This is a genomic window from Pseudomonas sp. OST1909 (assembly GCF_015277575.1).
In the GTDB taxonomy this organism is placed as follows: domain Bacteria; phylum Pseudomonadota; class Gammaproteobacteria; order Pseudomonadales; family Pseudomonadaceae; genus Aquipseudomonas; species Aquipseudomonas synxantha_A.
On record NZ_CP063780.1, the window covers coordinates 1,226,065 to 1,249,305 of the forward strand.

Annotated in this window: 18 protein-coding genes; 7 read left to right on the plus strand and 11 right to left on the minus strand. The window is 59.6% G+C overall.

What is annotated here, in order from left to right; all coding sequences use genetic code 11:
• The first annotated feature begins 94 nt into the window (after positions 1 to 94).
• Entirely contained in the window at positions 95 to 1,636 is a 1,542-nt protein-coding gene (locus tag IH404_RS05405) for an alkaline phosphatase D family protein (RefSeq protein ID WP_005784708.1), read from the plus strand.
• A 69-nt stretch (positions 1,637 to 1,705) separates the two neighbouring features.
• On the opposite strand, the gene IH404_RS05410 is transcribed toward IH404_RS05405, so the two are convergent.
• Positions 1,706 to 4,231 (minus strand): sulfite reductase flavoprotein subunit alpha, encoded by a 2,526-nt coding sequence (locus IH404_RS05410; protein ID WP_005784710.1) that lies wholly within the window; start codon positions 4,229 to 4,231, stop codon positions 1,706 to 1,708.
• 136 nt (positions 4,232 to 4,367) lie between these two features.
• Positions 4,368 to 6,653, minus strand: coding sequence for a TonB-dependent siderophore receptor (locus IH404_RS05415; protein WP_005784711.1), 2,286 nt, complete (start codon positions 6,651 to 6,653; stop codon positions 4,368 to 4,370).
• 205 nt (positions 6,654 to 6,858) lie between these two features.
• Here IH404_RS05415 and IH404_RS05420 point away from each other — a divergent pair, with 205 nt between their 5' ends.
• Both IH404_RS05420 and IH404_RS05425 read left to right on the plus strand, forming a co-directional pair.
• Entirely contained in the window at positions 6,859 to 7,539 is a 681-nt protein-coding gene (locus IH404_RS05420; protein ID WP_194440121.1) for a Fe2+-dependent dioxygenase, read from the plus strand.
• A 1-nt stretch (position 7,540) separates the two neighbouring features.
• Complete coding sequence (locus IH404_RS05425) at positions 7,541 to 8,290, plus strand: tetratricopeptide repeat protein (protein WP_005784715.1); 750 nt, start codon at positions 7,541 to 7,543, stop codon at positions 8,288 to 8,290.
• Between the two features lie 48 nt (positions 8,291 to 8,338).
• On the opposite strand, the gene IH404_RS05430 is transcribed toward IH404_RS05425, so the two are convergent.
• The 5 genes from IH404_RS05430 to IH404_RS05450 all read right to left on the minus strand — a co-directional run bounded on the left by IH404_RS05430 (position 8,339) and on the right by IH404_RS05450 (position 13,397).
• On the minus strand, positions 8,339 to 9,502 hold the full coding sequence (locus tag IH404_RS05430; protein ID WP_005784717.1) for a type III PLP-dependent enzyme: 1,164 nt from the start codon (positions 9,500 to 9,502) through the stop codon (positions 8,339 to 8,341).
• 445 nt (positions 9,503 to 9,947) lie between these two features.
• Entirely contained in the window at positions 9,948 to 11,105 is a 1,158-nt protein-coding gene (locus IH404_RS05435; protein WP_005784718.1) for an ABC transporter ATP-binding protein, read from the minus strand.
• On the minus strand, positions 11,102 to 11,755 hold the full coding sequence (locus IH404_RS05440) for an ABC transporter permease (protein WP_005784720.1): 654 nt from the start codon (positions 11,753 to 11,755) through the stop codon (positions 11,102 to 11,104). The genes IH404_RS05435 and IH404_RS05440 overlap by 4 nt, the downstream gene beginning before the upstream one ends.
• A gap of 12 nt (positions 11,756 to 11,767) precedes the next feature.
• Positions 11,768 to 12,661, minus strand: a complete 894-nt coding sequence (locus IH404_RS05445; RefSeq protein WP_194440122.1) for a glycine betaine ABC transporter substrate-binding protein — start codon at positions 12,659 to 12,661, stop codon at positions 11,768 to 11,770.
• Positions 12,662 to 12,680: 19 nt separating this feature from the next.
• Positions 12,681 to 13,397 carry an ABC transporter permease gene (locus IH404_RS05450; RefSeq protein ID WP_005784724.1) on the minus strand — a complete coding sequence of 239 codons (717 nt, stop codon included), beginning with the start codon at positions 13,395 to 13,397 and terminating at the stop codon, positions 12,681 to 12,683.
• 332 nt (positions 13,398 to 13,729) lie between these two features.
• Here IH404_RS05450 and IH404_RS05455 point away from each other — a divergent pair, with 332 nt between their 5' ends.
• The 3 genes from IH404_RS05455 to IH404_RS05465 all read left to right on the plus strand — a co-directional run bounded on the left by IH404_RS05455 (position 13,730) and on the right by IH404_RS05465 (position 16,791).
• Entirely contained in the window at positions 13,730 to 15,313 is a 1,584-nt protein-coding gene (locus IH404_RS05455) for a peptide chain release factor 3 (protein WP_005784726.1), read from the plus strand.
• 249 nt (positions 15,314 to 15,562) lie between these two features.
• Complete coding sequence (locus IH404_RS05460) at positions 15,563 to 16,375, plus strand: hypothetical protein (protein ID WP_005784728.1); 813 nt, start codon at positions 15,563 to 15,565, stop codon at positions 16,373 to 16,375.
• Positions 16,376 to 16,551: 176 nt separating this feature from the next.
• Entirely contained in the window at positions 16,552 to 16,791 is a 240-nt protein-coding gene (locus tag IH404_RS05465) for a hypothetical protein (protein ID WP_005784730.1), read from the plus strand.
• Positions 16,792 to 16,868: 77 nt separating this feature from the next.
• On the opposite strand, the gene IH404_RS05470 is transcribed toward IH404_RS05465, so the two are convergent.
• Positions 16,869 to 19,127: a TonB-dependent siderophore receptor gene (locus tag IH404_RS05470; protein WP_005784732.1), complete on the minus strand. Its 2,259-nt coding sequence runs from the start codon at positions 19,125 to 19,127 to the stop codon at positions 16,869 to 16,871.
• A 440-nt stretch (positions 19,128 to 19,567) separates the two neighbouring features.
• Between IH404_RS05470 and IH404_RS05475 the strand changes: the two genes are divergently transcribed.
• Positions 19,568 to 20,008: a hypothetical protein gene (locus tag IH404_RS05475; RefSeq protein WP_157264113.1), complete on the plus strand. Its 441-nt coding sequence runs from the start codon at positions 19,568 to 19,570 to the stop codon at positions 20,006 to 20,008.
• A gap of 366 nt (positions 20,009 to 20,374) precedes the next feature.
• Here the strand turns inward: IH404_RS05475 and IH404_RS05480 are convergent, their stop codons facing one another.
• From IH404_RS05480 to IH404_RS05490, 3 genes are read right to left on the minus strand one after another with little or no spacing between them, the layout of a single operon-like run.
• On the minus strand, positions 20,375 to 21,346 hold the full coding sequence (locus IH404_RS05480; RefSeq protein ID WP_005784734.1) for a peptide ABC transporter ATP-binding protein: 972 nt from the start codon (positions 21,344 to 21,346) through the stop codon (positions 20,375 to 20,377).
• A complete protein-coding gene (locus IH404_RS05485) occupies positions 21,346 to 22,314 on the minus strand; it encodes an ABC transporter ATP-binding protein (RefSeq protein ID WP_005784736.1) in 969 nt (322 codons plus the stop codon). Before IH404_RS05485 ends, IH404_RS05480 begins: the two co-directional genes overlap by 1 nt.
• 10 nt (positions 22,315 to 22,324) lie before the next feature.
• Positions 22,325 to 23,236 (minus strand): ABC transporter permease subunit, encoded by a 912-nt coding sequence (locus IH404_RS05490; protein ID WP_005784738.1) that lies wholly within the window; start codon positions 23,234 to 23,236, stop codon positions 22,325 to 22,327.
• Between the last annotated feature and the right edge of the window lie 5 nt (positions 23,237 to 23,241).

Sequence of the window (23,241 nt, forward strand, 5' to 3'; positions counted from 1 at the left end):
ACATTTGGATCTCCATTGTTTGTAAGGCCGGTGTCATCTTCGCTTCATCCCATCATGCTTAAGTGGCCCTTTTGATACTCAAGAGGGCACCTGCATGAGCCACTTCGATCTCGGCCGCCGCCGCGTGATGCAAGCCGTGGGCGCCGGCCTGTTGTTGCCGGGCCTGGCCCCTGCGGTGATCGCTTCGGTGAAGGACCGGCCGCAACTCACGGATGGCGTGCAATCGGGCGACCTGCTCGGCGACCGTGCGATGATCTGGAGCCGCAGCGACCGCCCCGCGAAGATGGTGGTGGAGTGGGATACGCGCAGTGTGTTCAGCAATCCCCGCCGCTTGGTTTCCCCCCTGGCCGACAGCCGCACCGACTTTACTGCCCGTGTCGAGCTCACCGGTTTGCCGGTCGATCAGTCGATCTTCTACCGTGTTCACTTCGAAGACGCCCAGACCGGCGTCGCCAGCGAGCCCTGGTTCGGTCACTTGCGCAGCGAGCCGCAACAGCGTCGCGACATCCGCTTTGTGTGGAGCGGCGACACCGTTGGCCAAGGCTTCGGCATCAACCCGGAGATTGGCGGTATGCGTATCTACGAAGCCATGCGCCTGCGCCTGCCAGACTTTTTTATCCACAGCGGCGACACCATCTACGCCGACGGCCCGGTGCCCGCGCAGTTGACCACCGAAGGCGGACGTATCTGGCGCAACATCACCACCGAGGCCAAGAGCAAAGTCGCGGAAACCCTCGATGAGTATCGCGGCAATTACCGCTACAACCTGCTGGATGAAAACGTGCGCCGCTTCAATGCCCAGGTGCCGCAGATCTGGCAGTGGGACGATCATGAGGTGATCAATAACTGGTCCTCCAGCAAGCAACTGGATGAGCGTTACCAGACCCGCGACATCAATACCCTGGTCGGCCGTGCGCGGCAGGCCTGGCTGGAATATTCACCGATGCGCCGCCAGAGTGCCGACGGCGGCGGGCGTATTTATCGCAAGCTCAGTTACGGGCCGCTGCTGGACGTGTTTGTGCTGGATATGCGCAGCTATCGTGGGCCGAATGATGACAACCTGGGCGGCGAAAAACCCTTCCTCGGTCGCCAGCAACTGGACTGGCTCAAGCGCGAACTCAAGGCGTCGCAGGCGCAATGGAAGGTGATCGCCGCCGACATGCCGATCGGCCTGGGCGTGCCCGACGGTGAAGTCAGCCCCGGCGTGGCGCGTTGGGAAGCCATCGCCAATGGCGACCCCGGCCCGGCGCAAGGGCGTGAGCTGGAGATTGCCGAACTGCTTGGCTTTCTGCGTGCGCAGAAGGTGCGCAACCATGTGTGGTTGACGGCCGATGTGCACTACTGCGCGGCGCACCACTACCACCCGGACCGGGCGGCGTTCCAGGATTTCGAGCCGTTTTGGGAGTTTGTGGCAGGGCCGCTGAATGCCGGCAGCTTCGGGCCGAATCCGTTGGATAAAACCTTTGGCCCGCAAGTCGTGTTCGAGAAAGCGCCGCCTGCGCAAAACACCTCGCCGTTTGCTGGCTTTCAGTTTTTTGGTGAAGTGCAGATTGATGGGCAGACAGGGGAGTTGACCGTCATTTTGCGCGATCTCGATGGCGTTTCGGTGTTTGAGCAAAAACTGCAACCTGCCTGATTGGAATGCAGTTAAAACTGTGGGAGGGAGCAAGCCCCCTCCCACAATTGATCTTCATTGCCTGACGGGTCAGTAGACATCCCGGCGATAGCGGCCCTGTTCAATCAAGCGCTCCACCGCCTCACTGCCCAGGATATCCACCAGCGCCTGATCAACCCCGGTCGCCATCCCTTGCAAACTGCCGCACACATAAATCGCCGCGCCGTCCGCCAGCCATTTGCGCAACACATCTGCCGATTCGCGCAGGCGATCCTGTACGTAGATCTTCTCTTCCTGGTCCCGCGAAAACGCCAGGTCCAGCAGCGCCAGGTCGCCACTGGCGAGCCAGCCTTGCAGTTCGTCCTGGCACAGGTAATCGTGGGCGATATTGCGCTCGCCAAACAGCAACCAGTTACGCTGCTGGCCATCGGCAATACGCGCCTTGAGCAGGCTGCGCAGGCCCGCAAGGCCGGTGCCGTTGCCCAGCAGGATCAACGGCACGGGAGCGTCCGGCAGGTGGAAGGCACTGTTGCGGCGCAGGCGCAGGCTGATACCCGAACCGATGTCGGCGTGTTCGGTCAGCCAGCCGGAGCCCAGGCCCAGACTGCCGTCGGGGTGGCGTTCCTGGCGCACGATCAGTTCCAGCACGCCGTCGCTGGCAATCGAGGCGATGGAATATTCGCGCATACCCAGTGGCACCAGCGCGTCCACCAGGGCTTGGGCATGCAGGCCGACCAGGTGTGCACGGTTGTCCGGCAGTTGACGGTTGGCCAGGGCTTGATCGAGCGTTTGTGCCAAGCCGTCGATCAACACGCCGTCACTGCCGGCCAGGCCGAGGCCGTCGAGGAAATGCTCCACGGCCCACGGGCAATTGCGCGGCAAAATTTCCACCAGGTCACCAGCCAGCCAACGCTTGGGCGTGGGCGGTGTGAGGCCGAGCAGGTAGACATCGGCCCCAACGCTGCCGGGGTTGAGCAGGCGGCGTTGGCTCAACGTCCAGTTTTCGTACGGGTCTGCCTGCCAGGCCGCCGCGGATGCGTGACCGGTGAGCTGGCCCAGTTGCTGTTGCCAGGTGTGCAAGGCCACTGCGTCGCCGCTGTCGACTTCCACCGGGGCAAACAGCGGGTTGCCGCCCTGGTTGGTCAGCCAGAAATGCAGGCGCCGGGCGAAGCCACAGAAGTGCTCGTACTGCCGATCACCCAGGGCCAGTACCGAGTAGTTCAAGCCTTTGAGGGGCAGGTCCTGGCCGAGCACGCTGCGCTCGAAACCACGGGCGCTGTCGGGGGCTTCGCCATCGCCGAAGGTGCTGACCACAAACAGCGCATGTTGCGATTGGCTGAGGTCGTCGCGGCTGACGCTGCCCAGGGGCTGCACCTTGACCGCAACGCCGGCGGCCTGCAATTGCCCGGCAGTCTGCCAGGCCAACTGTTCGGCAAAGCCGCTTTGGCTGGCAAACCCGATCAGCCAGGCCGGCGCACCGCTGTGAGGGGCACTCAAACCTTGGCGGGCTTCGCGTACCTGGCGTTTCTTGCGACGACGGTCGAGGTACAACAGCCAGCCAGTGATGAAAAACAGGGGCATGAGCAGCGAGCTGACGGTGAGCACGATGCGCCCGATCAGGCCGAAATAACTGCCAGTGTGCAACGCATAGACGCTGGTCAGCAGTTGAGCCTTGAGGCTCTTGCTGGCATAGCGGTCATGGGATTTGACCTCACCGGTGGCCGGGTCCAGGTTGATCTGGTTCAGCGCACGGTCATGGGGTGAATCCTTGAGCAGGTAGTACACGGTGGCCGGTTGCCCGGCGACGGCCGGCATACGGATATTGTAGGCACTCAGGTCGGGGCCGGCGTTGCTGTAGATGCTGCTCCAGATCGCCTCGTAGTTGGCCACCGGGGCAGGGCCTGTGGGCGGCGGGCCGCGCTTGCGCATCCGCTCGTTCTGCGGCGCATCGGAGAGCAGTTTGGTCACGCCCTGGTTGTACCAGTCATAAGACCAGTACAACCCAGTCAATGCCGCCAGCAGATAAAACAGCAGGCACCAGGTGCCGAACACCGAGTGCAGGTCCCAGTTGAAGCTGCGGCCCTTTTTGCGCCAGTCCAGGGTCAGCCACACGCGCCAGCTTTTTACCTGGCGCGGCCAGCGCAGGTACAAACCTGAGAGGCAGAAAAACACCAGGATCAGGGTGCAGGCGCCCGTGATATTGCGCCCGGTGTCGCCGATGGCGAGGAAGCGGTGCAGTTGCAGGATAAAGCCGAATACGTCCTGGCCGACGGCGTCGCCCAGGTAGTCGCCGGTGTACGGGTCGAAGTAGCGCATCTGGCCACGACGCTCCCCCGGTGGCGGGGTGAAGGACACCCGGCCGGCATTGCCGCTGTCGCTTTCTACCCACAGCATCGCGACGCTCTTGCCTTCGGTGGCCTCCAGCTTGCGCACCAGCTCGGCAGGCGGCAGTACGCCGGCTTCGCGTTTCTGTACGTTCAATACTGTGGGGTTGAGGGCCCGCAGGATTTCATCCTGGAACGAGTACGCAGCCCCGGTGATCCCCATCAAGGCCAGCACCAGGCCGGCAGTGATGCCGAAAAACCAGTGCAACTGGAATAGGGTTTTCTTCAACACGTCAGAGCGCCTCGCTGATCTGGATATCGATGTCACGGCGCGCATTATGCCGTGGGTTATCGAGAAAAATTCTGTTTTACACACAAAAGCCCCACGCATCCGATGCGTGGGGCCTTGGGTCGAGCATTGATTGCGTTTAGAAGTGGAAGCTGGTGGTCAACAGGGCGGTACGACCGGCCGCCTGGTTGGCGAAGTGCGTGGAGAATGCCTTGTCGTAGTAGGTCTTGTCGGTCAGGTTCTGCACGTTCAATTGCAGGTCGACGTTCTTGGTCAGCTTGTAGCTGGCCATGGCGTCGTAGCGAGTGTAGGAGGGTACATACACGGTGTTGCCGACATCGCCGTAAACCTGATCGACATAGAAAGCACCGCCGCCGATGGTCAGCTTGGGCGTGATGTCGTAGGTGGTCCACAGGCTGAAGGAGTTCTTCGGCGTGTTGGGCATCTGGTTGCCTTTGTTGGAGCCGGCACTCACTACACCGTTACGCCCGTTCAGGCCGGATTTGACCAGCTCGCTGTCCAGGTAGCTGTAGCCCGCAAACAACTGCCATTGATCTGTGATCTTGCCGCTGGCGGACAACTCGATGCCGTCGACCTGAGATTCACCGGCGTTCTGGTAGGTGAGAGCGTCCACCAGGATGCGGGTGTTTTTCTTCTCGGTGCGGAAGATAGCTGCGGTCAGGGACAGGCGATCGTGGAACAGGTCCCACTTGGTGCCCAGTTCATAGTTGACGGTTTCTTCGGGCTGCAAGTCGCTGGTGGCGGCACCGGCTGACAGTGGGTTGCCGTCGGAGCCTTCGCCGATCAGGCCACCGGCAGGCGTGGCCGAGGTCGCGTAGGACGCGTAGATGCTGCCGTTCTCCAGCGGCTTCCACACCAGGCCGGCCTGCCAGTTGAAGAACTGGCTGTCGTCCTTGATCTTGGAGCGTCCGGCCACGGCGTTGCTGTTGGCCTCGGTATCGAAGGTGTCGTAACGCAAACCCACGTTCAGCAGCCATTTCGGATCGAGCTCGATGGTGTCGAACACATAGGCGGCGCGGCTGGTGGCCTTGGTGTTGGTGCCCATGTAGTTGCGCGCAACGCTGCCATTCCAGGCATCGTCCGGGTTCGGGTTGCCGAGCGAGGTGCACTGGCCGCCCAGGCTGCCCTTGGCCGGGTTGCACACCGGGTTGGCGTTGGGGCTGACGGTATAGCCGCTGACACGGGTTTCTTCACCGGTGAATTCCAGGCCGGTGGAGTAGCTGTGCTTGAAACCCAACGCCTGGAAGCTGCCGAACAGGTCGGTCTGGTTGGTGGTTGTGGTCGTGGTGGAAACACGGCTATTGGCACGACGCCATACGGTGCCGAACTTGTTGACGTTGAGTTTGCTGTCGTCCGGTTGTGTCAGCACATAGTCCTGGCCGGTGCTGCCATGGCGCAGGGTATTTTTCAGCGTCATGTTGTCGTTCAGGTCGTGCTCGATGGAGATCGTGCTGATGTCGGCGCGGGTCTTGCGGAAGTCGCGGCTTTTCAAACCGTAGAAATTGTTGCTGTCGCCGCCGTCGTTGGGTTTGTCGTGCGCGTGGGCGGTGGCGGTCGAGGAACCATAGCCATACGGAATCCCCGAATCCGGCAGGTCGTCGCTTTCCATATGGTAATAGCTGAGGTTGACGCGGGTCGGCGTGCCCAGGCCAAACGTCAGCGACGGGGCTACACCCCAGCGGTCGTAATTCACCGCATCGCGGCCAGCCACGTTTTGTTCGTGGCTCATCAGGTTCAGGCGGAAGGCGGCGCTGTCGTCGAGGAACTGGCGGTTCACGTCGAGCACGTAGCGGCGGGTCTGGTCGGAGCCGTAGGTGAAGCCGCCGTTGGTGAAGTCCCGTGCTTGTGGGGTTTTGCTCACCAGGTTGAGGCTACCACCGGCCGAACCACGGCCGCCGAACGAGGAGTTCGGGCCCTTGCTGACTTCGATGGACTCGATATCGAAGATCTCGCGGCTCTGGCCGCCGGTGTCGCGCACGCCGTCCAGGTAAGTGTCGCCCTGGGCATCAAAACCACGAATGAACGGGCGATCGCCTTGGGGGTTGCCGCCTTCACCGGCGCCGAAGGTAATGCCCGGTACGGTGCGCAAGGCGTCCTGCAACGACGTGGCGGCAGTGTCCTTGAGTACTTGTTGCGGCACCACGGTGACCGAACGCGGTGTGTCCACCAGCGGCGCGGTGTATTTCTGCGACGAGGCTTTTTCCACCTGATAGGAGGTGTTGTCCTGGTCCTGGCCGGTAATGTTGGTGGCGCCGAGGGAGATAGGGTTGCGCTCGCCTTTTTGCTCGGTGTTTTCTGCTGCCTGCGCCAGGTGGGCGGCAGAGCTGGCGCTGAGGGCAACGCCGATGGCCGAGGCCAGCATACGTGGTGAACTGGCGGTTGTTATTAGCGTAGTGCGCGACATGACGTGTCCCTTCCCCAAGGATGTGAGGCCGCGGAATATAGGGCCAACAAGAGTTTGTATCAATTGCGAGATATTGCTATTCGCATCGAATTTACATTCTTTACACTTTTTCGTTACGGATTTTGCGTTCTCGTTCGTCCCCGGGTTTTACAGGGCGGATAAGAATCAATACCATTGGCGCCTCTCTGATCGCAGGTATTGCCTCATGTTGCTGCACATTCCCGGCCTGTTCTCTCGCGAGGAGGTGCTGCGCATTCGCCAAGCCCTGGAAGAGGCCGAATGGGCCGATGGCAAAATCACTGCCGGGCATCAGTCCGCCAAAGCCAAGCACAACCTGCAATTGCCCGAAGGCCACCCATTGGCCAAGGAGATCGGCGCAGCCATGCTGGAGCGGTTGTGGAGCAACCCGCTGTTCATGTCGGCGGCGCTGCCGCACAAAGTCTTCCCGCCGCTGATCAACTGCTATACCGCAGGTGGCAGTTTTGACTTCCATATCGACAATGCGGTGCGCCAGCCCAAAGGCAGCCACGAGCGCGTGCGCACCGACCTGTCGTCCACGCTGTTCTTCAGCGATCCCGACGAGTACGACGGCGGCGAACTGGAGATCCAGGACACCTTCGGCCTGCAACGGGTCAAGCTCCCCGCCGGCGATATGGTGCTGTACCCCGGTTCCAGCCTGCACAAGGTCAACGCCGTGACCCGCGGTGCACGCTATGCCTCATTCTTCTGGACTCAAAGCCTGGTGCGCGAAGACAGCCAGCGCACCTTGCTGTTCGAAATGGACGGCGCCATCCAGCAACTGACCCGTGACGTGCCCGAGCACCCGGCGCTGATCCAGCTCACCGGCACCTATCACAACCTGCTGCGCCGTTGGGTCGAGGTCTGAAATGGGCTTTTTATTGCGTCGCCAGGAAGTGCTCAACGTCGAGCAATTGCAGTCCATGCTTGATGATTCCCCGGTGCGCGCTGCCCAGGCGATCCTGATCGCAGCCAAGGAAGGCGTGGTCGATGCCCAGGCGTTGCTCGGGCAGATCCTGCTGGAAGGGCGCGGTATTGCACGCGATGAAGCGCTGGCGCTGCGCTGGTTCCAGATTGCGGCGCAGGGCGGGCACGTGATGGCGCGCAATATGGCCGGGCGTTGCCTGGAGCATGGTTGGGGTTGCGCCGTCGATGAAGCGGCAGCTGCGCGGCAATACCGGCTGGCAGCAGAGGCCGGCCTGGATTGGGGCCAGTACAACTATGCCAACCTGCTGGCGACCGGCCGTGGCGTTGTGCAAGACCAGGCCCAGGCGCTGACGCTTTATCGCCAGGCGGCAGAGCAGGGCCACGCCAAGTCGATGAATCTGTTGGGGCGTTATCTGGAAGATGGGCAGTATTGCCCCAAGGATCTTGAGGCAGCCGTTGAATGGTACCGGCGCTCCGCCGAAGCCGGGGATTTTCGGGGGCAGTTCAGTTATGCGGCGGTGCTGGCGCACAGAGGCCAAATCGACGCTGCGCTGGAGTGGCTGCGCAAGGCGTTGGCGCATGGGAATCTCAAATTCCTGCGAACGGCGCACAAGGCGTTGGCGCTGGCCAATGAGCCGCAGATTCGCGCCATGGCCAATGCCTATCAACAGCGTGCCGCGACCTTTTCCTGAAGCCAAAAAAACCCATGACTTGTCATGGGTTTTTTATATGCGGCGTTCTTACACGTAGAACGACTTCAACGGCGGAAACCCATTGAACTCAATCGCGCTGTAGCTGGTGGTGTACGCACCGGTCGACAGCCAGTACAAACGATCACCAATCGCCAGGTTCAGCGGCAGGCCGTACTTGTAGTTCTCGTACATGATGTCGGCGCTGTCGCAGGTTGGGCCGGCGATGACCACTTCTTCCATCTCGCCCTTCTTCTCGGTCCAGATCGGAAACTTGATGGCTTCGTCCATGGTTTCGATCAGGCCGGAGAACTTGCCCACATCCGTGTACACCCAACGCTCGACGGCGGTACGCGACTTACGGGCCACCAGCACCACTTCGCTCACCAGGATACCGGCGTTGGCGATCAGCGAACGGCCTGGCTCCAGGATGATTTCCGGCAGGTCGTCGCCGAAGTCTTCCTTGAGGAAGCGGATGATTTCTTCGGCGTAGGTTTCCAGGCTGTTGGTGCGGGTGATGTAGTTGGCCGGGAAGCCGCCGCCCATGTTGATCAGCTTCAGCTCGATGCCGTCTTCTTCCTTCAGGCGCTCGAAGATCACTTTGACCTTGGCGATCGCCGCGTCCCACACGCTGATGTCGCGCTGTTGCGAGCCGACGTGGAACGAGATGCCGTAAGGCACCAGGCCCAGGTCGCGGGCGAGGATCAGCAGGTCCATGGCCATGTCGGTCTGGCAGCCGAATTTGCGCGACAAAGGCCAGTCGGCCGTGGTCGAGCCTTCGGTGAGGATGCGCACATACACTTTCGAGCCCGGCGCGGCCTTGGCGATGTTGCGCAGGTCGGCTTCGGAGTCGGTGGAGAACAGGCGCACGCCCTTCTCGTAGAAGTAGCGGATGTCCTTGGATTTCTTGATGGTGTTGCCGTAGCTGATACGGTCGGCGCTGACGCCGCGGTCCATGACCTTGTCCAGCTCGTAGATCGAGGCGATGTCGAAGCTCGACCCCTTGTCTTTCAACAGGTCGATGATTTCGACGGCCGGGTTGGCCTTGACGGCGTAATACACTTTGGCGAATTCGAAACCGGCGCGCAGGTCATCGTAGGCCTGGCTGATCATCGCGGTGTCGATCACCACGAACGGGGTTTCTTGCTTGTCGGCGAACGCTTTCATTTTGTCAAAGGTGGCGCGCGCGAAATAGTCTTCGACGTTGATCGACATGCTGGGGAACTCCTAAGGGCAAACTGTATTGATCAATGGGTGCAAATGAACGTCCTCCGTATCCCCACTTTGGTTCGCCTACTTCCCAAGGCATGTCGCCGAAAGCAAAAAGGCCATGGGTTAAGCTTCCCTTGGCCTTGCTGTCTCGTCGTCAGTACTTGAGCCGGATGGATCGTTTCCAGCATGGACGTTCGGCGCGAACTTTAGGGCTTGATGGGCGTGGGATCAACTAAAAATGTCGCGTTTTTGCACGCGTTCGTCGCGGGACCCAGTCCAGCTACTTATGTAACCGACCGGTGTGACGGATTGATGTTCCCCGGATGGGGCCAATCAGATGAATTTGCGGTGTATTCATCGCAGGCAAGCCAGCTCCCACAGGGGAATGCATTCCAACAGATAAATGCAGTTCAACGGTGGGAGCTGGCTTGCCTGCGATAGCGGCGGATCAGGCCAGCGCAGTCTCGGCAGGCGAAACAATACTGGTCTTGCCCCCACGGGACTTACCGGAGCTCAGGTACTCGGCAATCGACTCCTGAGTCACTTCACCCAGGAACACCCGCTCGGCATCCATCACCGGCAACCACGAGCGGTTGAACTCGTACATGCGCGACAGCAGGATGCGCAAATGCTCGTCGTAGGCAGCCGTGGCGTTGAACTCGCGCAGGTACTGGCCGCAGGTACCGGTCTGACGGTGCAAATCGCGACGGCGCACATACCCCAGTGCCTTGTTCTCGGCACAGGTGACCACCACATAGCGGCGGTCGTGCTCGTCCATCAGCTCCAGCGCATCGGCCACCGGCGTTTCCGGGCTCACCGACGGAGCGTTGTCCGCCGCGTCTTCGGCCTTCACCAGCAGCAGGCGCTTGAGCGTGCTGTCCTGACCCACGAAGTTGCTCACGAACTCGTCGGCCGGGTGCGCCAGCAGCGTGTCCGGGTGGTCGATCTGCAACAGCTTGCCGGCACGGAAGATGGCGATCTTGTCCCCCAGCTTGATGGCTTCGTCGATGTCGTGGCTGACCATGATCACGGTCTTGTTCAGCGCGCGCTGCATCTCGAAGAACTCGTTCTGGATCATCTCGCGGTTGATCGGGTCGACCGCGCCGAACGGCTCATCCATCAGCAACAGCGGCGCATCGGCCGCCAGCGCACGGATCACGCCGATACGCTGTTGCTGGCCACCGGACAGCTCACGCGGGTAGCGATGCAGGTACTGCTTGGGTTCCAGCTTGATCATGCTCATCAGTTCGCGGGCGCGATCGTGGCATTTTTGCTTGTCCCAACCGAGCAGCTTGGGCACGACCACGATGTTTTCCTCGATGGTCATGTTGGGAAACAGGCCGATCTGCTGGATCACGTAGCCGATGTTGCGACGCAGGGTCACTTCGTCCAGGTCAGTGGTGTCTTCACCGTTGATCAGGATCTTGCCCGAGGAGGGCTTGATCAGGCGGTTGATCATCTTCAGCGTGGTGCTCTTGCCGCAGCCCGAGGGCCCCAGGAATACGCAAATTTCGCCTTCGTTGACGGTCAGGCTTACATCGTTGACGGCGGTGACAGTCTTGCCGTTGCTTTGAAAAGTCTTGGACAGGTTTTGAAGTTCGATCATTTGAGCAATCCTTTTGGAGTCAGCGAGCGTTGCAGCCATTGCAGAAGCAGGTCGGCGAAGATGGCCAGGAGACTGACCAGCACGGCGCCGACAATCAGCATCGACATATCGCTGCGGCTGATGGAAGCCAGAATAAGTACACCCAGACCACCGGCACCGATGGTGGCGGCGATGGTCATCACACCAATGTTCATCACCACGGCGGTGCGCACACCGGCGAGGATCACCGGCACGGCAATCGGCAGTTCGACCATGCGCAGGCGCTGGCCGAAGGTCATGCCGATGCCTTTGGCGGCCTCGCGAATGCCTGGTTCAACGCCAGTGAGGGCCAGGTAGGTGTTACGCATGATTGGCAGCAGGGAGTACAGGAACACGGCGGTGATCGCCGGCATCGGCCCCAGGCCCTGGCCGAACTTGGAGTAGAACGGCAACAGCAGCCCGAACAGTGCAATGGATGGCACGGTCAGCAATACCGTGGCGCTGGCTTGCAAGGGACCTGCGAGGGTTGGGAAGCGCGTCATCAGAATACCCAGGGGCACGCCGATAAAGATCGCGAGAATCACGGCGATGCCGACCAGGGTGATGTGCTGCCAGGTCAGGTGCAGGACTTGGGCCCAATCAAGATGGGAAAAGGCGTTCAAAAATTCCATGTCTTCTCCTTTTTAGTTGATTGGATGTTGGCGCAGGAAATCGGCGGCAACGGCGGAGGGGCTTTCATGGTCGACGTCGACCCGTGCATTGAGCTGGCGCATGGTTTCGTCGTCGAACAGATTGGCCAAAGGCTTGAGCTCTGCGGCCAGCTGCGGGTGCTTGTCGAGGTATTCCTGGCGGATCACCGGGGCTGCGGTGTAGTCGGGGAAGTAATGTTTGTCGTCTTCCAGCAGCTTCAATTTAAAGGCATTGAGGCGCCCGTCAGTGGTGTAGACCAAGCCGGCGAACACTTGGCCATTGCGCAACGCGGTGTAGACCAGGCCTGCGTCCATTTGCCGGGTGTTCTTGCGCGTCAGGTTCATGTCGTACAGCTTGACCATGCCCGCCAGGCCATCGGAGCGGTTGGCGAACTCGGTGTCCAGCGCGACCAGGCGGTGTTCCTTGGTGTCTTCGGCCATGGCTTTGGTGAGGTCGCTGATGCTGTTGATCTCGGGATGTTCCTCAGCAACTTTCTCCGGCAGCGCCAGTGCGTAGGTGTTGCTGAAACGCGATGGCGATAGCCAGACCAGGCCTTTTTTCGCATCGAGTTCCTTGACCCGGGCGTATGACTGTTCGCTGTCGAGCTTCTCGTCGATGTGGTTATAGGCCACCAGCGATACGCCGGTGTATTCCCAGATCAGATCCAGTTGCCCGCTTTCCTGGGCGCTGCGTGCCAGGTTGCTGCCCAGGCCACCCGTCACACGGGCGTCGTAGCCCTTGGTGCGCAGGTACTGGGAGGTGATTTCGGCGAGCAGGGTCTGCTCGGTAAACACCCGGGCGCCAATGCGAATCAGCGGTTTTTCAGCGGCTTGCGCAATACCTGCAAACAGCAGGACGCAGCCTAATATCAAGCTTAGTTTTTTCATGTCGATTCCTTTCCTGGCGTTAAGACGGGCGCAACCCGCGTTCCAGCCAGAGGCGGCTGGCCATGGTCACCAGGCCGTCAAGCAGCAGTGCCAGCAGCGCGGTGCACGCGGCGCCGAGCAACAGTTGCGGCTGGTTGTTCAGGGCGATGCCGGGGAAGATCAGGCTGCCGAGGCTGTTGGCGCCAATCAGGAACGCCAGCGGCGCGGTGCCGACGTTGATCGCCAGGGCCACACGTACACCGCCGATGATGATCGGCACGGCGTTGGGCAGTTCCACGCGAAACAGCACCTGGCGCGGCGTCATGCCGATGCCGGTGGCGGCTTCCTTGAGGGAACCCTGGACGTTTTTCAAGCCTTCGTAGGTGTTACGCACGATGGGCAGGAGGGAGGCGAGAAACAGCGCGAAGATGGCCGGGCCGCTGCCGATGCCGAGGACGCCGAGGGCGATGGCCAGTACGGCCAGGGGAGGGACGGTGTTGCCGATGTTGAAGATCTGCATGAAACGTTCTGCACGCCCGACCATGTTGGGTCGGCTGAGCAGGATACCAGCGGGGACGCCCACAATCAGGGCTGCCAGCATGGAGACTAGGACAAGAATCAGGTGAGCTTGCAGGTAAAACAACAAATCGTCGCGGTACAGTTCGATCGTGTTGATGCCGATCCAGTGGACCAGCAGGGCCAGGAGCGCGACGACAACCGCGCCTCCTATCAGCCCTTTGCCATAGCGAATAGCCACAGGCGGACTCCTTTTTTTCTTTTGTCGGCGAACACATTCTCCGGCGGCAATGCCATTCCTGGCTGTCGGCGAATAGGTTCGCGAAAAGCAGCTCGCCGATACTGGCAATGCAGTATGCGATCAAGCCATGAGCGCAGCCTCGTCAGGCTAACTTGCTGATATTTCAGCCCCTGTTCCGAGTGCGGTAGCAGGGGAGTGGACGTCTCGACCTTTTAAAAGGTTCCACACTTGGGCGCATTTAGCCACCCCCAATGGGCTCAACGGTGGTCTGTACCCTCGCGTTTGCGCTATACTCGCCGCCCTTTTTTGACTCACCTGCCAGGCGATTTCCCATGACCCACCAGGCCGCCGAAGTCGCGAAACGCCGCACTTTCGCCATTATTTCCCACCCCGATGCCGGTAAAACCACCATCACCGAAAAGCTGTTGCTGATGGGCAAGGCGATCGCGGTAGCCGGCACGGTGAAATCGCGCAAATCCGACCGCCATGCCACCTCCGACTGGATGGAAATGGAAAAACAACGGGGTATTTCCATTACCACGTCGGTCATGCAGTTCCCGTATCGCGACCACATGGTCAACCTGCTCGACACCCCGGGCCACGAAGACTTCTCCGAAGATACCTACCGCACCCTGACGGCGGTGGACTCGGCATTGATGGTCCTCGACGGCGGTAAGGGCGTTGAGCCACGCACCATTGCGCTGATGGACGTTTGCCGCCTGCGTGACACGCCGATCGTCAGCTTCATCAACAAACTCGACCGTGATATCCGCGACCCGATCGAGTTGCTGGATGAAATCGAAGCCGTCCTGAAGATCAAGGCCGCGCCGATTACCTGGCCGATTGGTTGCTACCGCGACTTCAAGGGCGTGTACCACCTGGCCGACGACTACATCATTGTCTACACCGCCGGCCATGGTCACGAACGTACCGAAACCAAGATCATTGAAAAGCTCGACTCGGACGAAGCCCGCGCCCATCTGGGTGACGAGTACGACCGTTTTGTCGACCAACTGGAACTGGTGCAGGGCGCCTGCCACGAATTCAACCAGCAGGAATTCCTCGACGGCCAGTTGACCCCGGTGTTCTTCGGTACCGCCTTGGGCAACTTCGGCGTCGACCACGTGCTCGACGCGGTAGTGGACTGGGCACCGCGCCCGCTGGCGCGTGTCGCCAACGAGCGCACCGTGGAACCGGTTGAAGAGAAATTCACCGGCTTTGTGTTCAAGATCCAGGCGAACATGGACCCCAAGCACCGCGACCGTATCGCCTTCATGCGTATCTGCTCCGGCAAATACGAAAAAGGCATGAAGATGCGCCACGTGCGTACCGGTAAGGACGTGCGCATCGGCGACGCCCTGACGTTCTTCTCCTCCGAGCGTGAACAGCTCGAAGAAGCTTACGCCGGCGACATCATCGGCCTGCACAACCACGGCACCATCCAGATCGGTGACACCTTCACCGAAGGCGAAGCGCTGGGCTTTACCGGTATCCCGCACTTCGCCCCGGAACTGTTCCGCCGCGTGCGCCTGCGCGACCCACTCAAGTCCAAGCAACTGCGCCAAGGTTTGCAGCAATTGGCGGAAGAGGGCGCCACCCAGGTGTTCTTCCCTGAGCGCAGCAACGACATCATCCTCGGCGCCGTCGGTGTACTGCAGTTCGACGTGGTGGCCAGCCGCTTGAAAGAGGAATACAAGGTCGAATGCTCCTACGAGCCGATCACGGTGTATTCCGCACGTTGGATCGAGTGCAGCGACAAAAAGAAGCTAGAGGAATTTTCCAACAAGGCTGTGGAAAACCTCGCGGTCGACGGCGGCGGTCACCTGACCTACCTGGCCCCGACCCGGGTCAACCTGGCGCTGATGGAAGAGCGCTGGCCGGATGTGAAATTCCGCGCAACCCGCGAGCACCACTAAGGTCTGAGCGTTTGAGAGAGGGCGAAGCTGCAATGGCTTCGCCCTTTTTTAATCAATGAGATGAGTTGAAAGTTTCCAGGGCTCGCCCCTAAGTTGCTCTCTCCAACCGGCCCATCCCCTGTATGTGTTTTCAGAGGTTTATCGATTTACTGTCAGAAATGACAGTGGTGGGATGTTGCTTGTCAGGCTATAAAACACCGTAGGCTCAGTCATATACGTTGATTGGTTTTATGCAAAGAGGGTGTTGACATGATCAGGCAAGCGAAGGCGGATATAGAAGGGGAGTTAACTGCACGTATTGGTGGGCAGGATGGTTTTAAAGCTGTGGAGTATTCATTTATATCTGATGTGCAAAATTTTGTAGTGGCGGGATTTTCTGAGGACGGCCGAAGTCTTTATTTTTCATTTGGTGATAAAAATATTAAACCCGGCATTCATAAGATTTCTGAACAAAGTAAAATTTCAGTTTGGTATAACGCCGGAGCAGGCTATTCGTGGGTAGCGCTGCAGGACGAAGCCGGAGAGTTGGAAATTAAAGAAATTTCTTTCCCTGAAAATCCTCGAGTGGATTTTACGTTTCACTTTAATGCGAAGCAATTTCAGGGTGATGATACAGTGCTCGTATTCGATGGCGCGGCAACACTGAGAACTGTTGCAGCGTTGGCTACCACCGGAACGTTTAACGCGTATGTTAAAGACGGCCCAAGTTTCAGCGCAGATACGTTGTATTTCTTTTCTGAAGGCTCCGATTTTACTTTCGGTGGGGAGAGCAGCAAAGATGCTCGGCGCGGCGTGTTTTTCTATTTAGACTTTTTCAATATCGAAGAGCGCAGCTACGATATAGCAGAGGGCAATAAAGTCTATGCGTGGTACAACCCTGGCGAAGCGCATGCCAGCTGGCCGGCGACGGAAGGGACGCTGGTTATAAAGTCGTTCTCCCTGGCGGGGCGCGCTTATATAAAGTTCGACTACCAGTTGACGGCCATGGATAGGATAGGAGGAGAGCAGGTCAACATTTCGGGAAGTGCTGAACTCACCGGTTTTTCCCGTAAGGCTCCATAGGCCCAGCCGGCGCCAAAGGAGGACGCTCAGACCCCATATAACAAAGGGCACGACAGTGCCAGGTTCGACGACGACGAACTTGATGCCTGGCGAAAACGTGGGGTCGGGACTAGCGTAAACACTGGCGGCGGTAGACCGCTGCCTTGCGGGATCCTACTGAGTGGAGGGAATCGATCATGAGTATTTTTCAGCGAATCGTGCTGTTGATGAAGGTACTGGTGCTGTTGTCGTTGGGGATGTCGACGGCCTGGGCGCATAACCCGGTGCAGAGCGCGGCGATGGAGCAGAGTGGTAAGAGCATGGACTTGCAGTTAGCCAAGTCTGAAGCCGAACCAGGCGATCAAGGCCAGGGCGGCAGCGAGGGCGACGACGACTCCACCACTGACGACGCGGAGGACGGCGATAGCCAGACTTAGGTCAGCTCACAAGAAAGCGCCTCAAGCAATGCCTTGGAGACGTTCTCCAAGGCATTTTTATTGGTCGCGTATTGCGATCAGAACGACGTTGTTACCGACGCAAAGTAAGCCCGGCCCGGCTCGTTATAGGTCTGTGCACCGGCATCCTCGGCATTGCCTTTGCGCGACAGGCGCTTGTCCAGCAGGTTGTTGATACCGACACGCACGCTCAAGTTTTTGCTGAACTCATAACCACTGCTCAGTCCCATCAGCCCATACGGGTCGACATCCTGCTGGGCGCTGCGGTCATAGCTGTTGGCGCTGCGTGAGTTGAGTGTCGGCGCTTCTTGCTTGCCGTAGTAGGTGCCGCTGACCTGGAAGGACAGCTTGTCGGTGGCTTGCCAGTCCAGCGTGGTGTTGACGGTGTACTTGGGGATGATGCTCAACGGCTCGCCGGTGTCCTTGTCCTTGGAGTCGATCATGTAGGTCAGGTTGGTGTTCCAGTCCAGATCGCTGCGCAGGCTTACGAACAGGTTGCCTTCAACCCCCTGGACCAGGGCGGGCCCGCTGTTTTCCCACTCCAGCACGCGGCGACCATTGCCCAGGCGGAACGCCGCCTCGTTACTGGCATTGATCTTGTTCTTGTAGTCATTACGGAAGTACGTCGCGCTGGTGCGCCAGGTGCCCTTGTCGAAGGCGAGGCCGATTTCCTTGTTGACGCTGATTTCCGGCTTCAGGTCGCGATTACCCACCAGGTAACAACCGCCCATATTCGCTTCGCTGGCATTGCAGCCATTGCCACGGCTGTACAGCAGGTAGTTCGGGTTGGACTGATACAAGTTTGGGGTCTTGTACGCGCGGGCGATACCGCCCTTGAGGCTCAGTTCATCGGTCAACTGGTGCGAGGCGTTGAAGCTGGGGCTCCAGTTGCCGCCGAATTCTTCATGGTCGTCGTAGCGCAGGCCAGGGGTGATGATGGTCTTGCTGCCCAGTTCGATGTTGTCCTCGGCAAACAAGGCATAGCTCGATGCGGTGGTCTTGGTGCTGTTGCGGCTGACGCCGGGGATGGCGGGGACGCCGCCGGTGCCCGGGTCATAAGTTTGCGGGCGCAACGAACCTGGATCGTTCATCGACTCGTAGAGGTATTCGCTGCCCAGGGTCAGTACCTGTTCGGCACCCAAGCTCAGGGGCAGGTTGACCTCGGCAGTGGCCCGGGTGTTACGCAGGCGTGATTCGAAACGCCCGGCGCTGGCCGAAGGCGCGCCCTCGCCGGATCCGGCCAGGCCTTCGTTGAGACGCTCATTGCGGGTCAGGTCGTGGGTCAGCGAGGCCAGGGTCGAGCCCCAGTCAAATTCGCCGCGGTGCGTGGCCGAGAAGCTGCTGCGTTGAATCACGCTGGTTTCCTTGCCCACCAGGCTTTCAACGAATGCGCCACCGCCGTTGAGCATGGTATCGCCGGCGAAAATATTGCCCTGGCGGCTATAGCTGGCTTCCAGGTCGAGGGTTTGCTCGGGGGTGAATTGCCAGCTCAGCAAGCCATTGACGTCTTTATTGCGCACGCCCTCGCGGCCAGCGACCAAAGAATCAGGCGTCGCTTGAGCTGCGCGGTTGATGTCGGCGTCATCCGCGTCGGTCTTGTTCAGTCCGCCATAGACACGGAATGCGAGACTGTCGGTCAGCGGGCCGCTGAGGTTGAAGTTGGTACGTTTGCTTGCGCCTTCGGCGTCATTTTCGGGGAAGGCGGTGTAGGCGGTCAGCGAACCGTGCAATTGGTCGGTCGGGCGTTTGGTGATGATGTTGATCACCCCGCCCATGGCCCCGGAGCCATAACGAGCGGCGGCCGGGCCGCGCAGGATTTCAATGCGCTCGACTTCTTCGGCCGGCACCCAGTTGGTTTCGCCACGGGTATCACGGTCACCGCTCCAGCCATAACGCACGGCGTTGCGTGAGGTGGAGGGTTTGCCATCGATCAGGATCAGGGTGTTTTCCGGGCCCATGCCGCGCAGGTCGATCTGACGGTTATTACCGCGGCTGCCGCTGGAACTGTTGCCGGTCAGATTGACGCCTGGCTCGCGGCGGATGATCTCCGACAGGTCGTTGCTGGGCGGGCGTTTCTTGATGTCCTCGGCGGTGATGATCGACACGCCGGGTGCTTGCTTGAGTTCTTCGGCAGCGGTGCCCAGCACGCGCGTCTCGCCCAGCACCAAGGCCTGGGGCGTGCCATCTACAGGCAGGTCTGTCGCTTCGATTGGCACTTTATCGCGTTCTTTCTCCATACCCTCCGCCAGCAGCGCGGGGGACGAAAGGGTAGCGATAAACGCCAGCGAGAGATGGCTGAGCCTGAAGTGAGACGACATATCCACAAAGTCCTTTAGGAGGGGCGATTGAACGAGATGCGTCTGAATTGCGTTTGTTTGGGGTCAGCATCCAGCGCTCTCTTGGCGCTCAAATGATATTGATTATCAAACAAAAGTAAATTGCATTTACAATCTATACACTTCGAAATGGCTCTGGCTCAAGGCCCTCATGGGCAGGAGCGGAGGGCTGCGGACTCTTCCCTGTGTGTTTTGTTAAAAAGCCATACGCTTGAGATACGCTGTCCCGCGCAAAAACGAAAAATCCCCCCGACAAGACCGATGCGCATGCCTGAGTCTGGATCAACAGCAGTGTTAACAGGATGTTGAATGCGTAATGCACTCACGTGGTGAAACTTCACCGGGGGCGCCGATTGTCAACTGTTGAGTCTGACAGTTGACGTCTGGGTAGAGGCCTCCTACTTTCAAATCAAGGACGGCATTTGATCCGTCTGGAAGGTGGAGATAAGGTAATGTCAGAGATTAAGGATATGGAAAGTTTTTTGCGTAATGCCACAGGCGAATTCATATATACCGGTCATAATGGTACTTACGTAGACCCTCGTTATAAATTTGCGTATTTTGGTTCGGAGAGTGACCCGTATGCTGTTTTTGTCGGTCGCGATACAAGTACGGGTCAATACGCAACAGGTGTACATATCATTTTTATGAAACGCTTGGATTTTGCGGACTTTGACGTGCCTGTTAGCCCCGAGGTGTCTGCCGGGTTTGACTCGAGGGGGGTTGCATTGGAGACTGTCTCCGGAAGGATAAGTGGGATGTTTAGTAATTCGAGGAAAAAAGCTGTGATTGCTTTTGACTTTATTACGAGACAAGGAACCAACAGTTGGACAGTAAAGGGGTATCTTAGACTGTCGGCATAATCTGTTTCTGTGGTGAGTGCGACATAGCGTTTAAGTTGCTGTGCTGTGCCGTGCCGTGCCGTGCCGTGCCGTGCTGAGCGTTGGCGTAGTTAAGGTCATGGCGTCTCAATAGTGAGGCGGAAACTATAAAGAGAGTGAAGCTTTCAAGGCGTTGTTTCGTTTGTGATGGGCTAATAAAAATAATGCGCTAAATAAGTGTGTTAAAAAAAGCAGTATTTAATTGCCCGGATGAGCCACACTGGGTTTGCGCGAAAATAAAGCCCCTCCGGCCAGACTGATGCGCAATCTGGCGGGAAGGGCGGTAGAACTCGATATCACGTGCCCATTGGGAGCAAGCCTGCTCCCACAGAGGGGAACAGTGTTGCTTCAGGCCACGAATTGCTCCGCATAGTGGCAAGCCACCTGCCGATTATCCAATGGTCGCAACAGCGGCTCTTCGCTGCTGCATCGCTCGGTCGCATACGGGCAGCGCTTGTGGAATGCGCAGCCAGGTGGCGGGTTCAGCGGGTTGGGCAGTTCGCCAACGATCTTGATCTTCGGCTTGTTCGGGTCCGGGTGAATGGTCGGGGTGGCCGACAGCAGCGCCTGGGTGTAAGGGTGCAGCGGGCGGGCGTAGATGTCTTCCTTGGGGCCTACTTCCACCGGGCGGCCGAGGTACATCACCATCACATCGTCGGCAACGTGTTGCACCACCGCCAGGTTGTGGGAGATGAACACGTAGGCGGTGTTGAATTCCTGCTGCAAATCCATGAACAGGTTGAGCACCTGGGCCTGGATCGACACGTCCAGCGCCGAGGTCGGTTCGTCCGCCACCAACACTTTGGGTTGCAGCATCATCGCCCTGGCCAGTGCGATACGTTGGCGCTGACCACCGGAGAACATGTGCGGGTAGCGCTGATAATGCTCAGGGCGCAGGCCCACTTGCTTCATCATCGCCTGGACTTTTTCGCGGCGCTCGGCGGCGGACAGGTTGGTGTTGATCAGCAACGGCTCCGCCAGTTGATCACCGACTTTCTGGCGTGGGTTCAACGACGCATACGGGCTTTGGAACACCATCTGCACGTCTTTACGCAATTGCTTGCGCTGGGCCTTGTCGGCACCGGCCACTTCCTGGCCGGCGATTTTCAACGAGCCCGAAGACGGCTCTTCAATCAGCGTGAGGGCACGGGCCAGGGTGGATTTGCCGCAACCCGACTCGCCCACCACCGCGAGGGTCTTGCCGGCTTCCAGCTCAAAGGACACGCCATTGAGAGCACGCACGGTGGCGTGGCCCTTGAACAGGCCACGGGACACTTCATAGTGACGGGTGAGGTCGCGGGCGGTAAGTACGACGGCCATTACGCCACCTCCTGGTTCAGCGGGTAGAAGCAGCGGGCGAGGCTGTTGCTTTTCGGGTCAAGGCTTGGACGCTGGGCGCGGCAGGAGTCCTGCACATACGGGCAGCGCGGTGACAGCAAGCAGCCCTGCGGACGGTCATAGCGGCCGGGAACGATGCCCGGCAGCGTGGCCAGGCGCGTGGCGCCGAGGCTGTGCTCGGGAATCGCCTTGAGCAACGCTTCGCTGTACGGGTGCGCCGGGATGTCGAACAGTTGCGGCACCTGGCCGACTTCCACCGCTTGGCCTGCGTACATCACGCACACGCGCTGGGCAGTTTCAGCCACCACCGCGAGGTCGTGAGTGATCAGCACCAGGCCCATGTTCTGTTCTTTTTGCAGCGCCAGCAGCAGCTCCATGATCTGCGCCTGGATGGTCACGTCCAGCGCAGTGGTCGGCTCATCGGCGATCAGCAGTTTGGGCTCGCCGGCAATTGCCATGGCGATTGCAACACGCTGGCTCATACCGCCAGACAATTGGTGCGGGTAGGCGTCCATGCGGCTGGCGGCGCCTGGGATTTCGACTTTTTCCAGCAGCTCGATCGCACGCTTGCGCGCTTGCTTGCCGGACATTTTCAAATGCAGGCGCAGCACTTCTTCGATCTGGAAACCCACGGTGTAGCTGGGGTTCAGCGCGGTCATCGGGTCCTGGAACACCATCGCCAGGTCTTTGCCGACGATCTGGCGGCGCTGGCGGTTGCTCAGCTTGAGCATGTCCTTGCCGTCGAAGTTCAGCGCATCGGCGGTAACGATGCCGGGATGCTCGATCAGGCCCATCAGCGCCATCATGGTCACGGATTTACCCGAGCCCGACTCGCCAACGATCGCCAGTACTTCGCCTTTGTCGACGGAAATGTCTAGGCCATCGACCACCGGTACGGCGGTCTTGTCGCCGAAGCGGACGTTGAGATTCTTGATTTCTAACAGTGACATGGGAATCTCCTCAGGCGGCGTTCTTGAGTTTCGGGTCCAGCGCATCGCGCAGGCCGTCACCCATCAAGTTGATTGCCAGCACGCTGAGCAAAATGGTCAAGCCAGGCAGGCTCACGACCCACCAGGCGCGTTCGATGTAGTCACGGGCCGAAGCCAGCATGGTGCCCCACTCAGGGGTTGGCGGTTGTACGCCAAGGCCGAGGAAGCCCAGGGCCGCGGCATCGAGAATCGCCGAGGAAAAGCTCAAGGTCGCTTGTACGATCAGCGGTGCCATGCAGTTAGGCAGCACGGTGATGAACATCAGGCGTGGCAGGCCGGCACCCGCGAGGCGGGCGGCGGTCACGTAGTCGCGGTTCAGTTCGCCCATTACCGCCGCGCGGGTCAGACGCACGTAGGACGGCAACGACACGATAGCGATGGCGATCACGGTGTTGATCAGGCCAGGGCCGAGGATGGCGACAATCGCCACGGCCAGCAGCAGCGATGGCAGGGCCAGCATGATGTCCATCAAGCGCATGATGGTTGGGCCGAGCAAGCGCGGGAAGAACCCGGCGAAAAGGCCCAGCAGGATGCCTGGGATCAGCGACATCACTACTGATGACAAGCCGATCAGCAACGACAGGCGCGAACCCTGGATCAGGCGCGAGAGCAAGTCACGCCCCAGTTCGTCGGTGCCGAGCAGGAACTGCATCTGCCCGCCCTCCAGCCACGCCGGTGGGGTCAGCAGGAAGTCGCGGTATTGCTCGCTGGGGTTATGCGGGGCAACCCAGGGAGCGAAGATCGCGCAGAACACGATCAGCAACATGAACAGCAGGCCGGCAACCGCGCCTTTGTTCTTGGAGAAGGCTTGCCAGAATTCTTTATACGGGGACGGGTACAGCAGGCTCTGATCGACTGCTGACACTGGAGTAGAGGTAGTCATGGTCA